The organism is Bradyrhizobium sp. SZCCHNS1022 (genome assembly GCF_032484835.1).
Lineage (GTDB): Bacteria > Pseudomonadota > Alphaproteobacteria > Rhizobiales > Xanthobacteraceae > Bradyrhizobium.
This window is the reverse complement of the sequence record NZ_JAUETT010000001.1, coordinates 2,313,432-2,336,125: the sequence shown is the minus strand read 5'-3', so window position 1 is coordinate 2,336,125 and position 22,694 is coordinate 2,313,432. Positions and strand designations below refer to the sequence as shown.

Sequence of the window (22,694 nt, the reverse complement as noted above, 5' to 3'; positions counted from 1 at the left end):
GTCGTCCCCGCGAACGCGGGGACGACCACCGTCTTCTATAGGAATGCTGGCGGCCCCCCATGGAGAGCTCGCGGCTTTCCATGGAAGCTGGCCGCGCAGCGCGACGAGGCGTTGCTACTGCAAACTCACCGCGACGAAGCGGAGCTCGCCGTCGGCGTTGGCGACGAGCAGCAGCACCGATTTCTTGCCGTCCTTCTTCAGCTGATCGACACGCTTCTTGATGTCGGCGCCGGATGTCACCGCCTCCTGCGCCACCTCGACGATGACGTCACCGGCGGAGAGCCGCTTGTCGGCGGCGTCCGAGCTGGCGTCGACGCCGGTGATGACGACGCCCTTGACGCTGTCCTTGATCTTGTAGCGCGTGCGCAGGTCCTTCGAGAGCGCGGCGAGATCGAGGCCGAGCGCCTTTTGCGTCACCGGCTTATCGACCGGCTCATCCTTCTTGATCGCGGCCGGCTGCGCCTTGTCGGGATCCTCGAGTCGGCCCAGCGTGACCTTGCGGGTCTCCTCCTGGCCCTTGCGGATGATGACGACGTCGACCTCCTTGCCGACCGCGGTGTCGGCGACGATGCGCGACAAGTCCTTCGGCTCCTTGATGTCGTGACCGTCGAACTTGACGACGACGTCGCCGGGCTCGATGCCGGCCGGCTTGGCCGGGCCCTTGTCGTCGACGCCAGCGACGAGCGCGCCGCGTGCGGGCTTGATGTTGAGGCTCTCGGCGATCTCGTCCGTGACGCCCTGGATGCGCACGCCGAGCCAGCCACGGCGCAGCTCGCCGAACTGGCGAAGCTGATCGACCACGCCCGCCACCGTCTTCGACGGCACGGCGAAGCCGATGCCGATCGAGCCGCCGGACGGCGAGATGATCAAGGTGTTGACGCCGATCACCTCGCCATCGAGGTTGAACAGCGGACCGCCGGAATTGCCGCGGTTGATGGCCGCGTCGGTCTGGATGTAGCTGTCATAGGGACCGGAGGAGATGTCGCGGTTCTTGGCCGAGACGATGCCCGCCGTCACCGTGCCACCGAGGCTGAAGGGGTTGCCGATCGCGACCACCCAGTCGCCGAGCCTGAGCTTGTCGGAATCGCCGAACTTGACCACGGTCAGCGGCCGCGGCGGCTTGAACTTCAGCACCGCGAGGTCGGTCTTCTTGTCGATGCCGACGATATCGGCCTTGATCTTGGTGCCGTCGTTCATGATGACGTTGATCTCGTCGGCGTCGGCGATGACGTGATTGTTGGTCACCACGATACCGGACTCGTCGATGATGAAGCCGGAGCCGAGCGAATTGGTCCGCCGCGGCGTCAGGTCACCGCCGCCCTTGCCGCCGGGACCGCGCCGGTTCTTGAAGAAGTCATCGAAGAACTCCTCGAAGGGCGAGCCGGGCGGCAATTGCGGAACTGCGCCCTTGCCCTCGCTCCCACCCTTGACCTCGACGGTCTGCGAGGTCGAGATGTTGACGACGGCGTCGATCACCTTTTCGGCGACATCGGCGATGCCCTCGGGCCCCCGCGCCTGCGCCGGTGCCGACACCAGCGCGCCGGCCACCGCAACACAGGCGGCGGTCAGGATCGGGCGCAGGCGCTGGCTGAAAGCAAGGGTGGGTATCATAGGGGCGGATCTCCAAAAGGGCGAAATACGAAAGACTACAGTGCGCCCGAAGCGGGCGACGGCGCAAGCGCCGCGGGCGAGCGCGGCGGATTCCTCATTGAAGACAACCTAATACGGCAAAACGGGGCCTGTCGCGCGTCACAATGGCGTGGATGCGCCAACGTTCCTAATCCGGGAGCGCTTCAGATGCCGATCAGATCGGCCGCCGGACCACCCAGATCAGGATCAGGCCGGCCAGCGCTGAGCCGATTCCGACCATACGCAGGATATTGTCCGGCGTGGTCATCGCGCTCTTCATGGCCTTGCGCATCCACTCCGGGCTGGCTGCGAACATCAGGCCTTCGAGCACGAACAGGATTCCCAATCCGATGAGGAAATCGGAAAACGCAAAGGACCTCATCGGATTGGAACCTCCCTTTAACCTTGTTAGCCCCGTGTCGGTCTTCTCTGGGCTTTCCGTGAGCTTTGGGGGCGAAGCAACGACGCCTCGCCCCCGTCAACTCTGATGGACCCGCCCCGCGATCACGGCTTGCCGGGTTGTGTGGCCGTGTTTGCCGGCGCAGCAGTCCCGGTAGCCGGCTTGCCGGCGGGGTTGGCGAAGTAGCGGAAGAAGTCCGAATCCGGCCGCAGCAGGAAGCGGGTCTCGCCCGGCTTGAGCCCGTTCTCATAGGCCGTCATCGAGCGATAGAAGGCGAAGAAATCCGGGTCGTTGCCGTAGGCTTCGGCGAACAGCCGGTTGCGCTCGGCATCGCCGGTGCCGCGAATCTGCTCGGCCTGGGAATTGGCCTCCGCCACGATCACGGTCGCCTCACGGTCGGCCTTCGACCTGATCTCCTGCGCCTTCTGGCCGCCGAGCGCGCGGAACTCGGCCGCTTCACGTTGACGCTCGCTGTTCATGCGGTCATAGACCGCCTGGCTGTTGGCGTCGGGCAGGTCGGCACGGCGGATACGGACGTCGACCACTTCGATGCCGTAGGCGTCGGCCTCGTGGTCGAGCTGGTCGCGAATCTTGCGCATCAGCGCTTCGCGCTCGTCGCGTACGACCTGGATGAAGGTCACTTCGCCGAGCACGCGGCGCAGGGCCGCGTTGAGCAGCGTTCCGAGCTGCAGATTGCCGGTCTGGATCGAGCCGACGGTCTGGTAGAACTGCAGCGGGTTCTTGATCCGGTAGCGCGCGAAGGCGTCGACCACAAGCCGCTTCTGATCCGAAGCGATCACCTCCTGAGAAGGGTTCTCCAGGTCGAGGATACGCTTGTCGATCGAGATGACCGTGTCAACGAACGGCGCCTTGAAGTGCAGGCCGGGCTCGGTCGCGACGTCGACCGGCTTGCCGAACCGCACCACCAGCGCCTGCTCGGTCTGTTGCACGGTGAAGACCGAGCTGTAGCCGATGATCGCAAGCACGAGCACCGCCACCAGCGTGACGATTCCTGCAACGGGAGACCTCATCGGACGCCTCCGCTCTGCGACGTGCTCGATCCGGTGGTCGCGCCGAGCGCGCCGGTTACGCCTTGCCGACGCGGCGCAAGATCGCCGAGCGGCAGCAGCGGCACGGGGCCCTGGCCGCTGTCGAGCACGAGCTTGTCGGCCCCGCCGAGCACGCGCTCCATGGTTTCGAGATAGATGCGTTCGCGGGTCACGTCGGGCGCCTTCTTGTATTCCTCATAGACCTTGAGAAAACGCGCGCTCTGGCCCTTGGCTTCGGCAATCGCCTGCTGCTGGTAGCCCTCGGCGTTCTGCACGATCTGCGCGCCGCGACCACGAGCGTCGGGGACGACCTTGTTGGCGTAGGTCTGGGCCTCGTTCTGCGCCTTTTCGAGATCGGCGCGCGCCGCCTGTACGTCGCGGAACGCCGCGATCACCTGCGCCGGCGGATCGACCTTCTGCATCTGCACCTGCGTCACCTGGATGCCCGAGCCGTAATTGTCGAGCGTCTTCTGCATCAGTTCCTGCACGTTCTGCTCGATCTGGGTGCGGGCACCGGTCAGGATCGGCTGGATGTTGGAGCGACCGACCACCTCGCGCATCGCGCTTTCGGCCACCGCCTTCACGGTGCCTTCGGGGTTCTGGATGTTGAACAGGAAATCCGCCGCGCCCTTCGGCTTGATGCGCCACAGCACGGTGAAATCGACGTCGACGATGTTCTCGTCGCCGGTCAGCATCAGGCTTTCTTCCGGCACGTCGCGACCGCCGCGATTGCGTCGTCCCGCATCGTCGCCAAGGGTCACCCCGATCGCGATCGTGTTCACGCGCAGCGCCTTCGGCAGATAGACGGTTTCGATCGGGTACGGCAGGTGATAACGGAGGCCGGGCTGCTCATCGCGGACATATTTGCCGAAGCGCAGCACGACGCCGAGCTCCTCCGACTGCACGCGATAGAAGCCCGACAACAGCCAGATCGCGATCGCGCCGAACACGATCAGCGCGACGCCGACGCTGCCGAACTGTCCGCCCGGCAGCATCTGCTGCAGGCGGTCCTGGCCACGCCGCAGGAGATCCTCCAGGTCGGGGGGCCTTGGACCGCCCGGTTGCGGTCCGGAGCCCCAGGGCCCCTTCGGACCCTGACCCCAAGGGCCTCCGCCCTGATTCTTCCACGGCATCGATGATCTCCTTCGAGAGGCGGATGGCGCCTGAGGCAGCCAGCCTCGCAACGTCGGCGGGCTTTATAAGGGACGGCCAAGCCCCTTACAATGTAGCGCTCCAGCTAAGCCCGAACCGGCTTTTGTCAATGTAAACAGAGGCACAGCGTTGCTTTGCCGCGGCCTGACGGTCGGTCGCGCGCCCTCAAGCGGCGCAAGTTCATCCTTAACGGATTATCTTGACAGCCACTCGCGATGCGGCGCGCGCGCAATCAGCTTACCGCTTGCGGCGGTAAGTCACATAGGAAAATGCGGCTTGATCGTCCGGGCCCGAGGGGTGGGTTTCGCGCGCGACTTCCTTCCATTGCGAACGCTCGATCGAGGGAAAAACAGTGTCGCCGGTCGGGCTCATATGCACTTCGGTGATCTCAAGCCGGTCTGCGTGCGGCATCGTTTGCACATAGATCTCGGCGCCCCCAATGACCGCGATCTCCGCGGCTGAACGCCGCAGCGCATCGCCGCGGGCGATGCTCAGCGCCTCCGCGACCGAATGGGTGACGACGGCGCCCGGGGCGCGAAAATCTGGATCACGGGTGACGACGATGTTGGTCCGCCCCGGCAGCGGCCGGCGCGGAAACGAGGTAAACGTCTTGCGGCCCATCACGATCGGCCGCCCCATCGTCATCCCCTTGAAGCGGAGCATGTCGCTCTTCTGCCGCCACGGGATCGCGCCGGCCGCGCCGATGACACCGTTGTCGGCCATGGCGACGATGAGCACGATCTCGATCATGGCGCGCGCTCGGCGAGCTTGCTTAGTGCGGGTCCCGTCACCTTGCAGAGCGTCCAGTCGTCCATCAGCTCGGCCCCGAGCGATTTGTAGAACGTGATCGACGGCGCGTTCCAATCGAGCACCGACCATTGCAGCCGCGCCCAGCCGCGCGCGACGCATTCCAGCGCGAGATAGCCGAGCAGCGCCTGGCCGATGCGGTTGCGGCGGAATGCCGGCCGCACATAGAGGTCCTCGAGATAGATGCCGTGGCGGCCTGCGAAGGTGGAGAAATTCATGAACCACACCGCAAAACCCGCGACCTCGCCGTTCCATTCGGCGATCTCGCAGAACAGACGCGGGCTCTCGCCAAACAGCGCCTCGGCGATGTCAGACTCTGTCGCCTCGACCTCGTGCGACAGCTTCTCGTAGTCAGCCAATTCCTTGACGAGAGCGAACACCGTTGCAGCGTCGCCCGGCCTGGCGCGGCGGATCAGAAGCGTCATGCCCTCACACCGCCACTTCGGCCTTGATGTGCGGATGCGGGTCGTAGCCCTCCAGCGTGAAGTCCTCGTAAGTGAAGGCGAAGAGGTCGTTCACGTCCGGATTGAGCTTGATCACCGGAAGCGGACGCGGCGCGCGGGTGAGCTGCAGACGGGCCTGCTCGATGTGGTTGGAATAGAGGTGCACGTCGCCGAAGGAGTGCACGAACTCGCCCGGCTTCAAGCCCGTGACCTGCGCCACCATCAGCGTCAACAGCGCATAGGAGGCGATGTTGAACGGCACACCGAGGAAGACGTCGGCCGAGCGCTGATAGAGCTGGCACGACAGCTTCCCGTTCACCACGTAGAACTGGAACAGGCAATGGCACGGCGGCAACGCCATCTTGCCGACATCGGCCGGATTCCAGGCGGTGACGATCAGGCGCCGCGAATCCGGGTTGCGCTTGATCATGTCGATCACATCGGTGATCTGATCGATATGACCGCCGTCAGGGGTCGGCCATGACCGCCACTGATAGCCATAGACCGGGCCGAGATCGCCATTGGCATCGGCCCACTCGTCCCAGATGGTGACGCCGTGATCGTGCAGATATTTGATGTTGGTGTCGCCCTTGAGGAACCACAGGAGCTCGTGCACGATCGCCTTCAGCGGCAGGCGCTTGGTGGTCAGCAGCGGAAAGCCGGCCGCAAGATTGAAGCGCATCTGGTGGCCGAACACCGACAGCGTGCCGGTGCCGGTGCGGTCATGCTTCTCCGCGCCATCGGCGAGGATGCGTTCAAGCAGGTCGTGATATTGGTGCATGGCCGGATGCCGCTTTCAAAGGCGCAGGTGTAGCGGAGCCGGTGCCGGACCGACAGCCGCGACTCGCCGCTCTCCCCAGCAAATATACACCGGAAAGCATCGGCACCAGCCCGCAAGTCCGGCGACGGAACCCACAACCGCCAGCTTTCGTCAGGATTCCACGAACACCTCGTCGCGCTTGCGGCGCAGGATCGGCAACACCGCCAGCACCAGGAGCACGGCGGCTACCACCAGAAGCGAGGCCGAGAGCGGGCGGGTGAGAAACACCGACCAGTCGCCGCGCGAGATCAAGAGCGCCCGGCGCAGGTTCTCCTCCATCAACGGCCCGAGCACCATGCCGAGCAGCAGCGGCGCCGGCTCGAAATCGTGCTTGATCAGCCAGTAGCCGAACAGACCGAAGGCACCGGCCAGGATGACGTCCACGGGCGCATTGTTGATCGAGTAGATGCCGATCACGCAGAACACCACGATGGAGGGAAACATCAGCCGGTAGGGCACCCGCAACAGCCGCACCCAGATCCCGACCAGCGGCAGGTTGATGATGATCAGCATCAGATTGCCGATCCACATCGAGGCGATCATGCCCCAGACCAGGTCCGGCTGCTTCTGCATCACCTGCGGTCCCGGCACGATGCCATGGATGGTCATCGCACCGACCATCAGAGCCATCACCGCATTCGGGGGAATGCCGAGCGTGAGCAGCGGAATGAAGGAGGTCTGCGCTGCCGCATTGTTGGCGCTCTCCGGCGCCGCAACGCCTGCGATGGCGCCGCGGCCGAAGCGCGACGGATCGCGCGCAATCTTCTTCTCGAAAGTGTAGGCGGCAAAGGACGCGATCACCGCGCCTCCGCCGGGCAGGATGCCGAGAATCGAGCCCAGCACGGTGCCGCGAAAGATTGCCGGCGCGGATTCGATCAGGTCCTTCCGCGTCGGCATCAGGCCGGTGATCTTCTGCTGCACCAGTTCGCGATCCCCCTCCGCACCAGCATCGAGGTTGCGAATGATCTCGGCAAAGCCGAACACGCCCATCGCGACGGTGGCGAAGCCGAGCCCGTCGGCGAGCTCCGGAATGTTGAAGGCCATGCGCGAGGCCCCGGTCTCGATGTCGGAGCCGACCATCGAGAGCAGCAGTCCGAGCGCGATCATCGCGACCGCCTTGAGAACACTGCCCTTGGCGAGCACCACGGCGAAGATCAGGCCGAGCACCATCAGCGAAAAATATTCAGCCGGGCCGAAAGCCAGCGCAATCGACGTCAGCGGGGCGCCGAGTACGGCGATCAGCACGGTCGCAGCACAGCCGGCAATGAACGAGCCGATCGCGGCAATCGACAGCGCAGGTCCCGCGCGCCCCTGCTTGGCCATCTGGAACCCGTCGAGCGTGGTGACGACGGAGGTCGCCTCACCCGGGATGTTCACCAGGATCGAGGTCGTCGAGCCGCCATATTGCGCCCCGTAATAGATGCCGGCGAGCATGATCAGCGCGCCGACCGGCGGCAGCCCGAAGGTGATCGGCAGCAGCATCGCCACCGTGGCGATGGTGCCGATGCCGGGCAGCACGCCGACCAAAGTGCCGACCAGCGCACCGATCAGGCAGAGCAGCAGATTGAGCGGGCTGACGGCGACTGCGAAACCGTGCCCGAGGTTCGTGAACAGCTCCAGCATTCAAGCCCTCACGGCACCAGGAAACGCGGAACCAGCGGCATCGGCAGCCCCAGCACATAGGGGAACAGCAGCGCACAGCCGATGGTGAGCGCGATGCCCACGACCAGCGTCTCACCCCAGCGTGTCTCCGAACTGCCGAGTGCGGAGATCAGAAAGCTGGCGAGCCCGGCGATCACCAGTCCCAAAGGACGAATAGCGACAGCAAAGGTCAGAATGGCCAAGAACACGAACAGAGGGCCGCGCCAGTGATACGGCATGATATCCGGGCCGTCGGCGATCACACCGATGGTAGCGACCACGGCGCCCAGCCCCAACAGCAGCACGCCCAGCATGCGCGGCGCGGTCCCCGGGCCAAATGAAAAGCCGCGCATGCCCTGCAGGTCGCTCGAGGCCCACAACGCAAACAAGGCGAGGGCCATCAGCGCCACGCCGCCATAATAGTCCTGCGGCGCGCGAATCCGGGCGAGCCGCGTGAACAGCGCGAGGGCGAGCAGCGGAGTGGTGTAGATCACCGCCAGCAGCATATCGGACGACAGCGCAATCCTGCTCCCTCCGGCCGCTTGCTGCACCAATGTCGGAATTGCTTGCGTGAGCGCGCCCGAATGGGCGGAGAGGACCTGCAACGGGCCGCGCCCGGACAGAGGCACGATCAATCCAGCCAGCGCGATCAGCAATTCGACAAGCTGCGGCGCGAAGGCGAGCAGCAGAATGACCAGGGCGCCGGTCAGGTTGCGCGCGGACGATGCCGCAGTTGCTCCACCCGGCAGATGGCCCGTTGTTTCGGCCATGTCCGATGTTCCTCCCCGGTCGGCCTTTGTGGCCGAAAATCTTCTTGTTCGTCGGTTGGGCTCGGCGAGGAGCCACTTCGTACTGCGTAATCGCTTTCCCTAGAGAAGGCCAGCGAAACCCAGGCAACCGCCGGCGACAAGCAGCCACACCGGATTGAGACGTGTCAGGGAGGCAACGAGCGCCGCGGCGATCGTGATCGAGACGGCTGTCCAGGTCCGGTCGGAGGTCTGCGCCAGAACCAATGCGCTTGCGGCCATCAGTCCGATCGAGAGCGGCACCAGGGCCGCCTGCAGGATCGCAGGCCAGCGCGCATTGCGCGAATGGGAGAGCCATCGGCTGACGACATAGGCGAGCGCGGCAGTCGGCCCGCACATTGCGACCGTAGCGACGACGGCGCCAGTGACACCAGCGACCACATAGCCGATCAAGGTGACAATAAGGACGTTAGGGCCCGGCGACATCTGCGAGATCGCAAACGCATCGGCGAACTGTTTGTCGGTCATCCAATGCCGGACGTCGACGGCGATGCGGTGCATCTCCGGAATCGCGGCGTTGGCCCCACCGACCGCGAACAGCGAGATCAGGGCAAAGGTCCAGAACAGCTGGAACAGCGGATTGCCGTCATCACTCATCTGGCCCACCGGATCTTGGCATAGGTGATCGCAAGGCTGACCGGGATGGCGACCAACAGCACGGCCGGCAGCGGTAGCCGCGACAGCCCGATCGCGGCGAAGACCGCCCCCATCACGAGCAGACCCAGCACGTCACGTTTTTTCAAGAGCGGCAACATCATCCGGAACACGGCGGAGACGAGCAGGCCCACCGCCGCGCAGGAGACCCCGGCGAGCACGCGCCTCAGGCCGTCGACCTGACCGAAATGGCTGTAGATGGCGGCCAAAGCCGTGACCAGCAGCATCGGCGGACCGACCAGCCCGGCAAAGGCGGCCACTCCGCCGGCGATGCCTCGAAACCTCGAGCCGAACACCAGGGAAAGATTGACGATGTTCGGCCCGGGCAGGAAATGACACAGCGCGAAGGTCTCGTTGAACTCCTCCGCAGTCATCCAGCGATGTTCCTCGACGATGGCACGGCGGGCGAACACGAGGACGCCGCCGAAGCCCGACAGGGACATCTTCGCAAATGCGATAAAGAGCACAGCCAGACTGGGCGGAGAGTTGTGGATATCCGGTGCGGCAGGAGCCGCCGGCACGGCTTGGGACGACATACGGCCAATCTAGGGCCGCTTCGTCGGCTGGACCAATCCAAATCGATCTGTTCCCGCGATCGCCCACATTTTTGTCCGCCAATGCGGCCCCAAGGGCACTGTCATTCTCACCGCCCTCCCCCTATATTGGGGGTGCCGGCTTGCCGGCTATGGAAATAAATCGCCGTCGAAATAAACCATTCGGACCCGGGGGCGGTACCCGGCGCCTCCACCCAAGCCCGCCATTTCCGGCGGGTTTCGGCGGGGGCGAAATAGGATCGACGAGGGCGTAAAGGGCGAGCTTTTTCCCGGTATTGTTCCGCCGTTATCGGGCTACTGCAATAGTTGCCAACGACAACTTTGCTCCGGTTGCTCAGGCTGCGTAACGCAGTTTGAAAGACCACTTTAAAGTCCTAGCGGGTTAAGCTCCGCTAGGCGGGGTCCGGAGGCACCTGGCAACAGAAGCCTCCACTTCTTCCTTGCGGCGATCCGGCCTTTTCTGTCGGGATCTCCGCTCTCATTTCTCACCTGATCATGTGACCGCGGGCATGGGATGGATGCTGACCTCTGCCGCCCGTCGGGTTACGATGGCAAAAATCCCGAGTCGGTCCCCTTAGGCGCAGGCCGGCTCTCGGCACCATCAGAATACAGGACCGATCATGGCGACGGATCATATTCGTTACGACGTGTTGGCACGCGACGCCCTGCGCGGCGTACTGCGCCGGGTGTTGAGCGATGCTGCCGCGCATGGCCTTCCCGGCGAGCACCATTTCTTCATCACTTTCCTCTCGAAGGCCGAAGGGGTGAAGCTGTCGCCACGGCTGCTCGCCCAGTATCCGGACGAGATGACGATCATCCTGCAGCACCAGTTCTGGGATCTCGAGGTCACCGAGGACCGCTTCGAGGTCGGCCTGTCGTTCGGCGGCATTCCGGAGCGGCTGGTCGTCCCCTTCCACGCCATCAAGAGCTTCTTCGACCCTTCGGTGCAGTTCGGCCTGCAATTCGAGCCGTCCGAAACGGGGGCCGAGACGACGTCCGGCACGACATTGCCGGCATCCCCTGCCGCCTCCGCGACTGTCGCCCCTGCTCCGGCAGCGGCGTCCGAGCCGGAGAAGCCCGAGCCGCCGAGCGAGGGTGCGGAGGTCGTGCGGCTGGATCGTTTCCGCAAGAAATAGGCCGTATCCGCAAAAATAGGTCCCGCGGAACGGCCACGATTTCAGTTAATTGAAGCATGCTTGAACCGGCCGGCGCCGGTTCGCGACCAAGGGCATGTTTCATGGCGCCATCAGCTGAATCCCCCCATCCCCCGTCCACTCGCACAGAGACGGACAGTTTCGGCCCGATCGAGGTGCCGGCAGACCGCTATTGGGGCGCACAGACCGAACGCTCGCGGCAGAATTTCCGCATTGGCCAGGACCGGATGCCGATGCAGATCGTCCGTGCGCTGGCCGTCGTCAAATTGGCCGCTGCCCGGACCAACCTCGAGCTTGGCCTTCTCGATCGGAAGCTCGCCGAGGCGATCGCACGGGCCGCCGAAGAGGTCACCGAGGGCAAGCTCGACGACCACTTTCCGCTGGTCGTTTGGCAGACCGGCTCCGGCACCCAGACCAACATGAACCTGAATGAGGTCATCGCCAACCGCGCCAACGAGCTGCTTGGCGGCGAACGCGGCGCCAAGGCGCCGGTTCACCCGAACGACCACGTCAATATGAGCCAGTCATCGAACGACTCGTTCCCGACGGCGATGCACATCGCTGCGGCTCGCGCGATCTTTGGCCACCTGATCCCGGCCCTGACCGAACTCCTTGCTGCGTTGCGTGCCAAGCAAGAAGCCTTCGCCGACATCGTCAAGATCGGACGTACTCACACCCAGGACGCCACGCCTTTGACGCTCGGCCAAGAGTTTTCCGGCTACGCTGCGCAGGTCGAAAGCGGCATCGCTCGGATTCGAACGGCTGCAAGCGACCTTTTCCCGCTCGCCCAGGGCGGCACCGCCGTCGGCACCGGCCTCAATGCAGATCCGCGATTTGCAGAACTATTTGCTAGGCATGTTGCTGGGATTACCGGACTCGCCTTTGTCAGTGCTGTAAACAAATTCGAGGCGCTGGCATCGAACGACGCCTACGTATTCGTGCATGGCGCACTCAATTCCGCAGCAACTGGTCTCTTTAAGATCGCAAACGACATTCGCTTGTTAGGATCCGGACCGCGCTCAGGTCTGGGTGAACTAATCCTGCCGGAAAACGAACCGGGCTCCTCAATCATGCCGGGCAAGGTCAACCCTACACAATGCGAAGCGATGACCATGGTGTGCTGTCAGGTGTTCGGCAACCACACCGCGATCACGGTCGCCGGCAGCCAGGGGCACTTCGAATTAAACGTCTACAAGCCGCTCATGGCGCATTGCATGATCAGCTCCATTCAACTGCTGGGTGATGCCGCCCGTTCGTTTACCGAACATTGCGTGACAGGCATTCGCGCCGACGAGAAGCGGATCTTTGAACTGATGGAGCGATCGCTGATGCTGGTCACCGCCCTCGCGCCAAAGATCGGCTACGACAACGCCGCAAAGGTGGCCAAGGCGGCGCATCAGCACGGAACAACCTTGAAGGAGGAGGCAACACGGCTGGGCTTCGTGTCAGACGAGGAATTCGATCGGCTCGTCCAGCCCGAAAAGATGACCAGGCCTGGACGATCATAAAGGTAGTTCCGTAGTACTACGGGGGCTAATGCATTTGTTGCCGTTAACTCGTAAAGGATAGTGTCAACTAGCTAGTTCTGCTGCGTGCGCGGACACAACTATGTTCATCTTTCGCAAAGCGGGATCGGAAGTCTGGCAGTATGAGGGCGATGGCATGATGGTCTACCTGACGGTTGAGCCGACTGCGCGATGCGCGGCAGGTCATGCCTTTCGTTATGACTGTCGCGCTCTGCGATCTCTGTAATGATGGAGCGAGCATGGGAGAGGTGATCAATTTGAAGCGTTTCAAGAAGCGCATGGCACGCGATCAGGTCGGCAAGGTGGCCGACGCCAATCGCGCAAGCTTCGGCAGAACGAAGGCCGAGCGCACAGCCGACGCGCAACGCGAAAAGCGTGCGAACGAGTTATTGGATCAACATCGCATCAATGGCGAGGACGCGTGATGAAGTCGCCGGTCGTAAAACGTTCAATTGTCGTCGCGGGTCACAAGACCAGCGTCAGCCTCGAGGAGGCGTTCTGGAACGGCATGAAGGAGATATCCGGATTGCGTAACATGACGCTCTCCGAACTGGTGGGAGAGATCGACAGCAACCGTCAGCAGGGCAACCTGTCGTCGGCCATCCGGCTGTTCGTGCTCGATCACTTCAAGAACCGCGCAGCCGCTTCATCTGCGGCCGAGCCGAAGCCGTCGGCCGAGAGCCGGCATCCGGCCTCCGCCCCGGCTGCTTGAGCCAGATCAGAAGCCGCTCGCTCGGTCCTGTTTAAAATCGCTCTAAGGTGCAGTGGCGTCGTGCACGCGGCGCTTGACCTTGTGCGTTGCGATTGAAAATACAGGTTATGAGCGAAATCTGCGATGATCGGCAGCACCTGCCACTTGGCTTGGCGCGGCGCGGCTATACCGGAACGATCCAACACCTGGCGGCGAGCGGGACCAGCTCGTCCCTACCCGAAGTTGAACTCGAAAGCCGCCTGATCGAGCTCGGCTTCGTCGAGGGCGCTCGGGTGGAAATCCTGCACGAAGGCATCGTCGGACGTGATCCGATCGCAGTTCGGGTCGACAACATCACCGTTGCTGTCCGCCGACGCGAGGCGATGGCCATTATCGTGGCATAGCGCCAGGGGCGCCGGTCGATGGAAAGTGCGTTGATGCATGTCGCCCTGGTGGGCACCCCCAACAGCGGCAAGACCTCGCTGTTCAACGCTCTGACCGGAAGCCGCCAGAAGGTCGCCAACTATCCCGGCGTCACGGTCGAGCGGAAGGAAGGCGCCTTCGTGACCCCGCAAGGGCGCCAAGTCTCCGTGGTCGACCTCCCGGGCACCTATTCGCTGCGCGGGCGTAGCCCGGACGAGGAAATCACCCGCGATTTCGTGCTTGGACGCGCCACGGGCGAGATATTGCCCGACCTGGTGTTGTGCGTTGCCGACTCTACCAACCTACGGTTGACGATCCGGCTTCTGCTCGAGCTGAAGAGCACCGGCCGGCCGCTGGCGCTGGTGCTCAACATGTTCGACATCGCCAAGCGCCGCGGCGTCACCGTCGACGTGCCCAAGCTCTCCGAGGCGCTCGGCGTGCCTGTCGTCACCTCGATTGCCGTGCGCAAGGGCGGCACTGCCGACCTGCTCCAGCTGACGGATGAACTGCTGGCGCAAAGCCCCTCCCCCGACCGTCAGAATACCTGGTGTCCGCTGACCGTGTCGGAACTCCGCGCCACGCAGCGCGAAGCCGATCGCATCATCGCCTCCGCCGTGACCCTGCCGGAGCGGCCGGACACCTGGACGGGGCGGATCGACGCGGTCGTCCTGCACCCGGTCGGCGGCCTCTTCATCCTGCTGCTGATCCTGTTCGTGATGTTTCAGGCAGTATTCGCCTGGGCACAGCCCTTGATGCAGCTGTTATCCGCGGCCTTCGATGCCGCCGGCCAGCTCGTCCATGACCAACTGCCCGAAGGACTTCTGCAAAGCTTTCTGCAGAACGGCGTGATCTCCGGTGTCGGCAGCGTCATCGTCTTCCTGCCGCAGATCGTCATCATCTTCCTGTTCATCCTGCTATTGGAAGATTTCGGCTACATGGCGCGCGCCGCCTTCCTGATGGACCGCATCATGGGCGGCGCGGGGCTGCACGGCCGTGCCTTCATTCCACTGCTGTCGAGCTTCGCCTGCGCCATTCCCGGCATCATGGCGACGCGCGTGATCGACAACCGCCGCGACCGGCTGACCACGATCCTGATCGCGCCGTTGATGACCTGCTCGGCGCGCATTCCGGTCTATACGCTGATCATCTCGGCCTTCATCCCGCCAACGCAGGTCTGGGGCTTCGCCAATCTGCAGGGCCTCGTGATGTTCGGGCTCTACGCCGCCGGCATCGTCAGCGCGCTTTTGATGTCCTTCCTGATCAAGTTCTTCATGATGCGCGACTACCAGCCCGCGCCGTTCATGCTGGAACTGCCCGATTACAAGATGCCGCGGCTGCGCAGCATTGCGATCGGCGTCTATACCCGGGCCAAGATGTTCCTGCAGCGCGCCGGCACCACGATCTTCGCGATGATGGTGCTGATCTGGTTTCTGGCATCCTTCCCGCAGCCGCCGACGGGCGCGACCGAGCCCGCGATCAATTACAGCCTTGCTGCCATGATCGGGCAGGCCATCGCGCCGTTGCTGTCGCCGATCGGCTTCAACTGGCAAATCGCCGTCGCCCTGGTCCCGGGCATGGCAGCCCGCGAGGTCGCCGTCGCAGCGCTCGGCACCGTCTATGCCATCGAAGGCGGCAAAGAGGCCGCCGAACAGATCGGTCAGGTGCTGGCGGCCAAATGGAGCCTCGCCACCGCTTTGTCGCTGCTCGCTTGGTACATCTTCGCGCCGCAATGCGCCTCAACGCTGGCAGTCATCCGCCGCGAGACCGGCAGCTGGCGCTGGATGGCCATCACCTTCGGCTACATGCTGGCACTCGCCTATGCCGCGAGCTTTGCCACCTACCACATCGCCGTCGCGATGGGCGCGGGTTAGTCCCGCGCCCATGACAGCCGTCACTCCGCGGCATCGTCCACGTGCAGCGCGAAGCCGTGCGCAGCTCGATCGCCGAGTTCGGAGCGCAGCTGCATGGTGGGGATCAGGTAGTCGCCGTGGTTCTGCCGCCGGTACGGAATTGGCGTCGCGGTGAACAGCGTACGCATCCGCTCACGAAGCCGCTCCGCGATCGCGGCGAAGCCCGCCTCATCGAGCCGATTGACCCGATGCGCCACGAAGGCCGGCAGCACGTCGAATCCGGGATAGAACAGGATGCCGTGGTTGATCGGGAACAGCAGATCCTCGATCGGACCGTTGATGCCGCGCGCTGAATAGTGCTCCTCCCATCCGCCGGTGGTCACAATGAGCATCGCGCGCTTGCCGGCGAACACACCCTCGCCGTAGCGGTTGCCCCACCGCTTATCGCTATGCTCGCCAACACCGTAGGTGAAGCCGTAGGAATAGACGCGATCGACCCAGCCTTTCAGGATCGCGGGCATCGTAAACCACCACAGCGGAAACTGCAGGATCACGGCATCGGCCCACAGCAGCTTCTCCTGTTCCGCCCTGACGTCGTCCGTCAACCTATGTGCCGCGAACGCCTCGCCGGACGCAGCGGCGACGTTCAGCCTGGCGTCCGGCGCGAGTTGCGGAAAATCGGCGCGATCGGCGGCGCCTTTCCAACCCATGGCATAGAGATCCGAGATCCTGACCTCGTGGCCCTGGGCCTTGAGTTCAGCTACGGCGGCGTCGCGCAAGGCGCCATTCAGCGAGCGAGGTTCTGGGTGGGCGAAAACGAGCAGGACATTCATGGCATCGATCCTTCGGTGGAACCGAGCCATGACATAGACCCGCATACATTTATCCACTATATGGCGCATATCGATAATATAATGCCGTAATATGGATAAGTCTGACGTCAGCTTCGCGCATATGCGCAGCTTCGTGCGGGTGGCCGAACGCGGCAGCCTGTCGGCTGTGGCCCGCGAGTTCGGCGTCGGGCAGTCCACGATCACGCGCCACCTGCACGAGTTGGAAGACGCCATTGGCGTGCCGCTGCTCAGCCGCACCACGCGCCGGGTAATGCTGACCGACGAGGGCAGCCGCTATTACGCGAACTGCATCCAGATCCTGCGGCTGATTGAGGAGGCCGGCGACGAAGCGCGCGGGAGACGCGGCGCCGCTGCAGGCATGATCCGGATCTCCTGCACGGCAGCCTTCGGCATCCTGCACATCACCCGGCTCGTCTTTGCCTTCCAGGATCGCTATCCGGAGATCGCGATCGATCTCAGCCTGACGGATGAGCGGATCGACCTGGTGCGCGAGGGCGTCGACATCGCGCTGCGCCTCGCCCCACTCGCCGATAGCGCGATGAAGCTGCGCGGGCTCGGTCACTCGCACCGCCTGATGGTCGCCTCCCCCGACTATCTGGACAGGCACGGCACGCCGCGGGTGCCCCAGGACCTGATCGGCCATGAAGGCATCCGCATGACGAACGTCGCGGGCAGCGACCTTCTGACGCTCCAGACGGCCGATGGCCGGCATCATGACGTGCCGTTCATGGGACGCTTCCGTGCCAATCACGGCCTTGCCGTGCGCGAAGCGTTGCTGGCCGGACGCGGCATCGCGGCCGCACACCACTGGCTGGTCCACGACCTCCTCGCGGCCGGGCGCCTGACCGCGATCCTGCCCGACTACCGGCTGTCTTCAGTGCCGCTCAACATGCTGATCGTGCCGGAGCGCGCCGGCATCGCGCGCGTCAGACTGGCAATCGACTATCTCGCTGACGAGATCGGCCGCCTGCCGGGTATCCGCAGAGAACGCTGACCCTACATGCGCGGCATCGATTCCGGCCGGACCTCGCGCGCCTGCGCGGCGAGCCGGATCGAAGCATTCGGCGCGCCGAACCCTTGATAGTTTCGCCGCTGCACGATTTCAAAGAAGAAGCGCTCCTGGAAGATGTGGGTATAGACCTGGAAGAATTCGCCGTCGCCCTCGCGATCGTAGAGGATCTTATTGGCGCGCAGGGCCGCCAAGGTGCCGGCGTCGAAATCATATCTGGCTTCGAGATCATCATAATAGTTGTCGGGAATGTCGAGAAAGCCGGCACCGCGGGCCCGCATCTCCGCAACCGCGGCAAAGATGTCCTCCGTGGAAAATGCGATGTGCTGGACGCCGGAGCCGAAGAACTCCGAGATGAAGCGCGACGGCAGCGTGCGCCTCGCTGCCGAACCGTTGAGGATGAAGCGCAGGCTGCGGTCGTCATTGACGATGGCCTGGCTTTGCACGAGACCTCTTGGGTCGGCGATTTCCATCTGTGGCAAGCGTTTGAGGTCGATGATTCCGGCATAGAACAGCAGCCATGACAGCATCTCGTCATAAGCCATCGATTGGGCGATGTGATCGACCGCCTGGAGGCGCGCCGCGCTGTCGTCGTTGGCCACGGCCTCGAAATCCACGTCCCAATGCTTTCCGTGAGTGTCGAGGAAATACAAGAGGCTGCCTCCCACGCCGTGGATGGCCGGAATTTCCAGCTCGCCCGGCCCGACCGGCTGGGAGAAGGTGCGCGTCTTCAACGCTTGCGCCCGCACCATGGCCCGCTCGGCACTGTCGACATCGAGCGCGATGGCGCAGACGCCGGGACCATGCGTTACATAATGCGAATGGGCAAAGCTCGCCGGCTCGCAATTGATGACGAGATCGACGCTGCCCTGCGACCACCGTTCCACCGCCTTGCTGCGATGACGGCCGGTCTTCCGGAAGCCGAGCTGGGCGAACAGCTCGGCGAGCCCGCCCGCGTTATCCGGACTGACCGCAAACTCGATGAAGCCGATGCCCCTGGCCGTCACTCTGGGAGCGAGCCGCTCATAAGATGCCGCTGGCGTTCGCGCAGCGAGCGCATCGTCCAGCAGCAAGAGCGAGCGCATGCCATCTATGGCAGTGCGCGCGGCCGACCCGGCGCGGAACTGGTCGTTGAATATCTCGAGCGACAGAGGTCCGGCATAGCCGGTTGCAGCCACCGCTTCCATGAAGTCCAGCACCGGCAGATCACCCTGCCCCGGAAAGCTGCGGAAGTGCCGGCTCCAGGACAAGACGTCGAGTTCGAGCCGCGGCGCATCGGCGAGCTGCACCAGAAAGATCTTGTCGGCGGGAATCGCGCGGATCGCGTTGATCGGCAGTGCCGGCGCCAGGGCATGGAAACTGTCGAGAATGACGCCGATCGCTTTGTGGTCGGCACGGCGCACGATCTCCCATGCATCGCGATAATCGCTGACATGCCGGCCCCAGGCCAGCGCCTCGTAACCGACCCGCAGATTGCGGCGCGCCGCCCGCTCGCCGAGCTCACGCAGGTCCTCTGCGGCGCGATCGATGCCGCCAAGCGAAGCCGGAGACACATTGCTGCAGATCAGGAGCAGATCCGTACCCAGCTCCTGCATCAAGTCGAACTTGCGCTCGGCGCGAACGAAGTTGCGCGCACGCTGCGGCTCGGGCATGCCTTCGAAATCGCGAAATGGCTGATAAGCGCAGATCGCCAGACCGAGGTCACGGCACATCTGGCCGATGTCGCGCGGACTGGCGCCGAACGACACGAGGTCGCTTTCGAAAATCTCGACCGCTTCGAAGCCCGCCGCTGCGATGGCCCGCAACTTCTCGTCCAGGGCACCACTCAGCGAGACGGTCGCGATCGAACGCTTGCTCATGCTGCGGTCTCCTCCATGGCGCCGCCCAGGAACAGCTGTCCGATCCGCGGATCGGACAGCACGCGGTCTGCCTTGTCGATGAGCCGGGTACGACCAAGCTCCAGTACAATGCCGTAGTCGGAGATCTCCAGCGCGGAGCGCGCATTCTGCTCGATCAGGAGCACGGAGACGCCGCGATCGCGCAGCTGCTTGAGGATATCGAAGGTCTGCTGCACCATCAGAGGCGACAGTCCGATCGACGGCTCGTCGATCAGCACGAGCTGCGGCTCGAGCAAGAGGCCGCGCACGATCTCGAGCTGTTTCTGTTCTCCGCCGGACAGGGTCGAGGCTTGCCGCTCCGCCTTCTTCCGCAACACCGGAAAGATATCGAGCGCGGTCTCGACCCGGGCGGCGATGTCGATATCGCGAGGAGCGGCCACGCCGCCAAGCTCGATATTGTGGCGGACCGACAGTTCGCCGAAGATGTTGCGTCCCTGCGGGATGTAGCAGACGCCGGCAGCGAGCAGCGCGCGCTGGCTCTGCCCGGTGACATCGCACCCCTTGAAGATCACCTTGCCCTCGCGCAGCTTGAGCAAGCCGAAGATCGCCTTGAATACGGTCGACTTGCCGGCGCCGTTGGGACCGATGACCGTGGTGATCGAGCCCGCCGGCACCGAGAAGCTGGTGCCGTTCAGGATCGTCATCTTGCCGTAGCCGCCGACGAGGTTCTGAACGTCGAGGATGGTGTCGCTCACGACCGCCTCCATCAGTGTCCGAGATAGGCTTCGATCACGGCAGGGTTCGCACGAATCTCGTCGGGTTTGCCGATCGCAAGCACCCTGCCTTCCGCCATCACCATGACGCGCGAGCACAGCGACATCACGAATTCCATGTTGTGCTCGATCACCACGAAGGTCGCGCGCCGCTCGCGATTGATCGCGATCAGCCGTTCCTTCAGATCGCCGAGCATTGTCGGGTTGACGCCACCGGCGGGTTCATCGAGTAACACCAGCCGAGGGCCGCCCATGAAGGCCATCGCCGCATCCAGCAGCTTCTGCTGTCCATAGGACAGGCCGCCGGCCGGCTCATTGGCGAGATGCTCGAGCTTGAAAAAGCCGATCATCTGCTCGGCAGTTGCGGTGAGTCCGGCGTCCGACGGGCCGAACAGGCGGGACAGCATGCTGCCGCGATGCTCCTGGCCGGCGAGGATGAGATTGTCCCGCACCGAGAGTTTCGGGAACACCTGCAGCAACTGGAAGGTCCGGCTGACACCGAGACGGTTCAGCTCGGACGGCCGCTGCCCGGTGACGACCTTGCCGTCGACGCGGACCTCGCCCGAACTCGGCACGAGCTGACCGAGGATGCAGTTAAACAGGGTCGACTTGCCGCAGCCGTTGGGACCGATCAAGCCGAGAATCTCCCCTTCCTGCACGTCGAAGCTGACGCCGTTCACCGCTGTGATACCGCCAAAGCTCTTCTTCACCTCGCGAACGTCCAGAACCGCGGTCATCGCACCGCCTCCAGCTTGGACTGCGCAGCGGCACGCAGCGTCGATGCCGCCTGGGTACGGCGTGCGCTGAGATAGCGATCGAGGATGCCGAGGATACCGGTGGGCGAGTAGATCAGCAGCAGGATCACCGCTGCCGCATAGAGCATCAAATAATAACCTTCAACCACGCGCAGCCATTCCGGCAGCAGCACCGCGATCATGGCCCCCAGGAACGGACCGAACAGGAAGCCGGAGCCGCCCACGATCACCATCATGAGGAGATCGAGCGAGAGCTGCAGGTTGAACGGCACCGGATCGATGTACTGTGTCAGCGGCGCATAGAGCACGCCGGCAACGCCGCCGAGCACCGAACCGATCGCGAAAGCCATCAAGGTGTAGCGCCGGGTATCGACGCCAAGCGATTGCGCACGGATCGGGTTCTCGCGCAAGGCCATGAAGGCTCGCCCCCAGGGGGAGCGGATCAGCCACCACATTGCAAGCGTGACGAGACCTAGCGAGCCGAGACAGAGATAGTAGAACGGCAAAGGCTTGCGGGTCGCAAAGCCGAAGATCTCCGGCCGTGGAATGTTGCTGATGCCGTAGATGCCGTTCGTCAGCCAGCTCTCATTGCGGAACACCAGGAACATCAGCGTCGAGAAGGCGAGCGTGACAAAGGCCAGATAATGATGCTGGACGCGCAATGCGGGATAGCCGAGCAGCCAGCCAACGGCGAAGCACAGCAGGACGACCACGCCCAGCGCAGCAGCCAGCGGCCAGCCATGCGTAGTCAGGATCGCGGCACCATAGGCGCCGATGCCGACGAAGGCGCCCTGCGCCAAAGACACCTGTCCGGCATACCCCAGCGTGAGGTTGAGCCCCATGGCCGCGACGGTCATGACGGCCCATTGGCTCAGGATGAACAGTCCATAGCGGTTGAAGTTCATCGGGACGATGATCAGGCCCGCGATCACGGCGAGGCCGATGGCGATGCGAAGCACTTTACCGTTCGTGCTCATACGGTGCGCTCCTCTGCGCGTCCGAGCAACCCCTGCGGTCGGAACAGGATCACCAGGATCAACAGCACCATCGGGACCGCGGCGCGGTATTGCGTCGACACATAGGCTGCGGCGAGATTGTCGACCACACCGATCAACAGGCCGCCCGCGATCGCGCCGCGCACCTGGTTGAAGCCACCGACGATGGCTGCGACGAACGCCGCCTGCCCCAGCACCTCGCCGCTCGAGAACTTGGCGAGGTAGATCGGCGTTATTAGCAGCGATGCGAGTGCCACCAGCACCGCATTGATCAGAAACGTCAGCAGGATCATGCGCTCGACCGGCACGCCGATGATACGTGCCACCGTCGGATTCTGCGCGGCCGCCTGCATCTGGTGACCGAGTGAGGTACGATTCAACAGCATCGTCAAGCCGAACACGGCGAGAACCGCGACCGCGAGCACGCCGAGGCTTTGCAGCGAGACCGATCGGCCGAGCAGGACAATATCATCCACCGGCACGATCGACGGGAACGGGGACGCCTCAGCGCTGAAGAACTGCTTCACCGCTTCCTTGATCCCGATCGCCAAGGCCATCGTCGCGATCGCCAGCGGCAGCACGCCATGCCGCAGCATCGGATCGACCAGGAGCATCTTGAAGGCGAGCCCGAGCAGCAGCGCAGACAGCAGAATGCCGACGAGGACCGCGAGCCAGAACGGCGCACCGAGATGCATGACCGCGAGCATCAGGAACGCCGGCAGCATCACGAACTCGCCCTGGGCGAAGTTGATGGTCTGTGAAGTCTGCCACAGCAGCGTGAAGCCGACCGCGATCAGCGCGTAGATTGCGCCGGTGGCGAGACCCGCCACGATCAGATCGAGCAGATTGGACATGGTTTCCCCGTGAGCCT

Annotated in this window: 24 protein-coding genes and 1 other RNA gene; 8 read left to right on the top strand and 17 right to left on the bottom strand. The window is 63.9% G+C overall.

Annotated elements, in window-relative coordinates; translation table 11 throughout:
* Positions 1 to 114: 114 nt before the first annotated feature.
* The 11 genes from QX071_RS10565 to QX071_RS10515 form a co-directional block, all read right to left on the bottom strand.
* Positions 115 to 1,611: a Do family serine endopeptidase gene (locus tag QX071_RS10565; RefSeq protein WP_315700878.1), complete on the bottom strand. Its 1,497-nt coding sequence runs from the start codon at positions 1,609 to 1,611 to the stop codon at positions 115 to 117.
* Positions 1,612 to 1,804: 193 nt separating this feature from the next.
* Positions 1,805 to 2,011 carry a DUF2065 domain-containing protein gene (locus QX071_RS10560; RefSeq protein ID WP_315700879.1) on the bottom strand — a complete coding sequence of 69 codons (207 nt, stop codon included), beginning with the start codon at positions 2,009 to 2,011 and terminating at the stop codon, positions 1,805 to 1,807.
* A 122-nt stretch (positions 2,012 to 2,133) separates the two neighbouring features.
* Positions 2,134 to 3,060, bottom strand: coding sequence for a protease modulator HflC (hflC, locus tag QX071_RS10555; RefSeq protein ID WP_315700880.1), 927 nt, complete (start codon positions 3,058 to 3,060; stop codon positions 2,134 to 2,136).
* Entirely contained in the window at positions 3,057 to 4,211 is a 1,155-nt protein-coding gene (gene hflK, locus QX071_RS10550) for an FtsH protease activity modulator HflK (RefSeq protein ID WP_315700881.1), read from the bottom strand. The genes hflC and hflK overlap by 4 nt, the downstream gene beginning before the upstream one ends.
* 256 nt (positions 4,212 to 4,467) lie before the next feature.
* Positions 4,468 to 4,980, bottom strand: coding sequence for a dihydrofolate reductase (locus tag QX071_RS10545; RefSeq protein WP_315700882.1), 513 nt, complete (start codon positions 4,978 to 4,980; stop codon positions 4,468 to 4,470).
* Positions 4,977 to 5,462: a GNAT family N-acetyltransferase gene (locus tag QX071_RS10540; protein ID WP_315700883.1), complete on the bottom strand. Its 486-nt coding sequence runs from the start codon at positions 5,460 to 5,462 to the stop codon at positions 4,977 to 4,979. The genes QX071_RS10545 and QX071_RS10540 overlap by 4 nt, the downstream gene beginning before the upstream one ends.
* A 4-nt stretch (positions 5,463 to 5,466) precedes the next feature.
* Positions 5,467 to 6,261: a thymidylate synthase gene (locus QX071_RS10535; RefSeq protein WP_315700884.1), complete on the bottom strand. Its 795-nt coding sequence runs from the start codon at positions 6,259 to 6,261 to the stop codon at positions 5,467 to 5,469.
* A 150-nt stretch (positions 6,262 to 6,411) separates the two neighbouring features.
* Complete coding sequence (locus QX071_RS10530) at positions 6,412 to 7,923, bottom strand: tripartite tricarboxylate transporter permease (RefSeq protein ID WP_315700885.1); 1,512 nt, start codon at positions 7,921 to 7,923, stop codon at positions 6,412 to 6,414.
* A gap of 8 nt (positions 7,924 to 7,931) precedes the next feature.
* Positions 7,932 to 8,711, bottom strand: a complete 780-nt coding sequence (locus QX071_RS10525; RefSeq protein ID WP_315700886.1) for a tripartite tricarboxylate transporter TctB family protein — start codon at positions 8,709 to 8,711, stop codon at positions 7,932 to 7,934.
* Between the two features lie 99 nt (positions 8,712 to 8,810).
* Positions 8,811 to 9,344: a chromate transporter gene (locus tag QX071_RS10520; protein WP_315700887.1), complete on the bottom strand. Its 534-nt coding sequence runs from the start codon at positions 9,342 to 9,344 to the stop codon at positions 8,811 to 8,813.
* Positions 9,341 to 9,937: a chromate transporter gene (locus tag QX071_RS10515; protein ID WP_315700888.1), complete on the bottom strand. Its 597-nt coding sequence runs from the start codon at positions 9,935 to 9,937 to the stop codon at positions 9,341 to 9,343. Before QX071_RS10515 ends, QX071_RS10520 begins: the two co-directional genes overlap by 4 nt.
* Positions 9,938 to 10,032: 95 nt before the next feature.
* Between QX071_RS10515 and ssrA the strand changes: the two genes are divergently transcribed.
* The 7 genes from ssrA (at position 10,033) to feoB (ending at position 15,620) form a co-directional block, all read left to right on the top strand.
* Positions 10,033 to 10,389: a transfer-messenger RNA gene (gene ssrA, locus QX071_RS10510) on the top strand.
* Positions 10,390 to 10,575: 186 nt separating this feature from the next.
* On the top strand, positions 10,576 to 11,091 hold the full coding sequence (locus tag QX071_RS10505) for an SspB family protein (RefSeq protein WP_315700889.1): 516 nt from the start codon (positions 10,576 to 10,578) through the stop codon (positions 11,089 to 11,091).
* 101 nt (positions 11,092 to 11,192) lie between these two features.
* Positions 11,193 to 12,617, top strand: coding sequence for a class II fumarate hydratase (gene fumC / locus QX071_RS10500; protein ID WP_315700890.1), 1,425 nt, complete (start codon positions 11,193 to 11,195; stop codon positions 12,615 to 12,617).
* A 257-nt stretch (positions 12,618 to 12,874) separates the two neighbouring features.
* Entirely contained in the window at positions 12,875 to 13,060 is a 186-nt protein-coding gene (locus tag QX071_RS10495) for a DUF4169 family protein (protein WP_315700891.1), read from the top strand.
* Positions 13,060 to 13,347 (top strand): ribbon-helix-helix domain-containing protein, encoded by a 288-nt coding sequence (locus QX071_RS10490; protein WP_315700892.1) that lies wholly within the window; start codon positions 13,060 to 13,062, stop codon positions 13,345 to 13,347. Before QX071_RS10495 ends, QX071_RS10490 begins: the two co-directional genes overlap by 1 nt.
* A gap of 107 nt (positions 13,348 to 13,454) precedes the next feature.
* Positions 13,455 to 13,730 (top strand): ferrous iron transport protein A, encoded by a 276-nt coding sequence (locus tag QX071_RS10485; RefSeq protein WP_315700893.1) that lies wholly within the window; start codon positions 13,455 to 13,457, stop codon positions 13,728 to 13,730.
* An 18-nt stretch (positions 13,731 to 13,748) separates the two neighbouring features.
* Positions 13,749 to 15,620, top strand: coding sequence for a ferrous iron transport protein B (feoB, locus tag QX071_RS10480; RefSeq protein ID WP_315700894.1), 1,872 nt, complete (start codon positions 13,749 to 13,751; stop codon positions 15,618 to 15,620).
* Positions 15,621 to 15,640: 20 nt separating this feature from the next.
* On the opposite strand, the gene QX071_RS10475 is transcribed toward feoB, so the two are convergent.
* A complete protein-coding gene (locus tag QX071_RS10475; RefSeq protein ID WP_315700895.1) occupies positions 15,641 to 16,432 on the bottom strand; it encodes an NAD(P)H-dependent oxidoreductase in 792 nt (263 codons plus the stop codon).
* A 91-nt stretch (positions 16,433 to 16,523) separates the two neighbouring features.
* Between QX071_RS10475 and QX071_RS10470 the strand changes: the two genes are divergently transcribed.
* On the top strand, positions 16,524 to 17,447 hold the full coding sequence (locus tag QX071_RS10470) for a LysR family transcriptional regulator (RefSeq protein WP_315700896.1): 924 nt from the start codon (positions 16,524 to 16,526) through the stop codon (positions 17,445 to 17,447).
* 2 nt (positions 17,448 to 17,449) lie between these two features.
* Here QX071_RS10470 and QX071_RS10465 read toward each other — a convergent pair whose 3' ends face one another.
* From QX071_RS10465 to QX071_RS10445, 5 genes are read right to left on the bottom strand one after another with little or no spacing between them, the layout of a single operon-like run.
* Positions 17,450 to 19,321 (bottom strand): bifunctional sugar phosphate isomerase/epimerase/4-hydroxyphenylpyruvate dioxygenase family protein, encoded by a 1,872-nt coding sequence (locus QX071_RS10465; RefSeq protein ID WP_315700897.1) that lies wholly within the window; start codon positions 19,319 to 19,321, stop codon positions 17,450 to 17,452.
* Entirely contained in the window at positions 19,318 to 20,055 is a 738-nt protein-coding gene (locus QX071_RS10460; RefSeq protein WP_315700898.1) for an ABC transporter ATP-binding protein, read from the bottom strand. The genes QX071_RS10465 and QX071_RS10460 overlap by 4 nt, the downstream gene beginning before the upstream one ends.
* Positions 20,056 to 20,066: 11 nt before the next feature.
* Positions 20,067 to 20,810 (bottom strand): ABC transporter ATP-binding protein, encoded by a 744-nt coding sequence (locus tag QX071_RS10455; protein ID WP_315700899.1) that lies wholly within the window; start codon positions 20,808 to 20,810, stop codon positions 20,067 to 20,069.
* A complete protein-coding gene (locus tag QX071_RS10450) occupies positions 20,807 to 21,805 on the bottom strand; it encodes a branched-chain amino acid ABC transporter permease (RefSeq protein WP_315700900.1) in 999 nt (332 codons plus the stop codon). The genes QX071_RS10455 and QX071_RS10450 overlap by 4 nt, the downstream gene beginning before the upstream one ends.
* Positions 21,802 to 22,677: a branched-chain amino acid ABC transporter permease gene (locus QX071_RS10445; protein WP_315700901.1), complete on the bottom strand. Its 876-nt coding sequence runs from the start codon at positions 22,675 to 22,677 to the stop codon at positions 21,802 to 21,804. Before QX071_RS10445 ends, QX071_RS10450 begins: the two co-directional genes overlap by 4 nt.
* Positions 22,678 to 22,694 lie beyond the last annotated feature (17 nt).

Bases quoted from the DNA above. Each gene is read 5' to 3' on its own strand.
- QX071_RS10490 (WP_315700892.1), top strand. From the start codon at position 13,060: ATGAAGTCGCCGGTCGTAAAACGTTCAATTGTCGTCGCGGGTCACAAG.
- feoB (WP_315700894.1), top strand. From the start codon at position 13,749: ATGGAAAGTGCGTTGATGCATGTCGCCCTGGTGGGCACCCCCAACAGC.
- fumC (WP_315700890.1), top strand. From the start codon at position 11,193: ATGGCGCCATCAGCTGAATCCCCCCATCCCCCGTCCACTCGCACAGAG.
- QX071_RS10455 (WP_315700899.1), bottom strand. From the start codon at position 20,810: ATGACCGCGGTTCTGGACGTTCGCGAGGTGAAGAAGAGCTTTGGCGGT.
- QX071_RS10525 (WP_315700886.1), bottom strand. From the start codon at position 8,711: ATGGCCGAAACAACGGGCCATCTGCCGGGTGGAGCAACTGCGGCATCG.
- QX071_RS10540 (WP_315700883.1), bottom strand. From the start codon at position 5,462: ATGACGCTTCTGATCCGCCGCGCCAGGCCGGGCGACGCTGCAACGGTG.
- QX071_RS10520 (WP_315700887.1), bottom strand. From the start codon at position 9,344: ATGAGTGATGACGGCAATCCGCTGTTCCAGCTGTTCTGGACCTTTGCC.
- QX071_RS10530 (WP_315700885.1), bottom strand. From the start codon at position 7,923: ATGCTGGAGCTGTTCACGAACCTCGGGCACGGTTTCGCAGTCGCCGTC.
- QX071_RS10495 (WP_315700891.1), top strand. From the start codon at position 12,875: ATGGGAGAGGTGATCAATTTGAAGCGTTTCAAGAAGCGCATGGCACGC.
- QX071_RS10560 (WP_315700879.1), bottom strand. From the start codon at position 2,011: ATGAGGTCCTTTGCGTTTTCCGATTTCCTCATCGGATTGGGAATCCTG.
- QX071_RS10465 (WP_315700897.1), bottom strand. From the start codon at position 19,321: ATGAGCAAGCGTTCGATCGCGACCGTCTCGCTGAGTGGTGCCCTGGAC.
- QX071_RS10470 (WP_315700896.1), top strand. From the start codon at position 16,524: ATGGATAAGTCTGACGTCAGCTTCGCGCATATGCGCAGCTTCGTGCGG.
- hflC (WP_315700880.1), bottom strand. From the start codon at position 3,060: ATGAGGTCTCCCGTTGCAGGAATCGTCACGCTGGTGGCGGTGCTCGTG.
- QX071_RS10565 (WP_315700878.1), bottom strand. From the start codon at position 1,611: ATGATACCCACCCTTGCTTTCAGCCAGCGCCTGCGCCCGATCCTGACC.
- QX071_RS10450 (WP_315700900.1), bottom strand. From the start codon at position 21,805: ATGAGCACGAACGGTAAAGTGCTTCGCATCGCCATCGGCCTCGCCGTG.
- QX071_RS10445 (WP_315700901.1), bottom strand. From the start codon at position 22,677: ATGTCCAATCTGCTCGATCTGATCGTGGCGGGTCTCGCCACCGGCGCA.
- QX071_RS10475 (WP_315700895.1), bottom strand. From the start codon at position 16,432: ATGAATGTCCTGCTCGTTTTCGCCCACCCAGAACCTCGCTCGCTGAAT.
- hflK (WP_315700881.1), bottom strand. From the start codon at position 4,211: ATGCCGTGGAAGAATCAGGGCGGAGGCCCTTGGGGTCAGGGTCCGAAG.
- QX071_RS10535 (WP_315700884.1), bottom strand. From the start codon at position 6,261: ATGCACCAATATCACGACCTGCTTGAACGCATCCTCGCCGATGGCGCG.
- QX071_RS10515 (WP_315700888.1), bottom strand. From the start codon at position 9,937: ATGTCGTCCCAAGCCGTGCCGGCGGCTCCTGCCGCACCGGATATCCAC.
- QX071_RS10485 (WP_315700893.1), top strand. From the start codon at position 13,455: ATGAGCGAAATCTGCGATGATCGGCAGCACCTGCCACTTGGCTTGGCG.
- QX071_RS10545 (WP_315700882.1), bottom strand. From the start codon at position 4,980: ATGATCGAGATCGTGCTCATCGTCGCCATGGCCGACAACGGTGTCATC.
- QX071_RS10505 (WP_315700889.1), top strand. From the start codon at position 10,576: ATGGCGACGGATCATATTCGTTACGACGTGTTGGCACGCGACGCCCTG.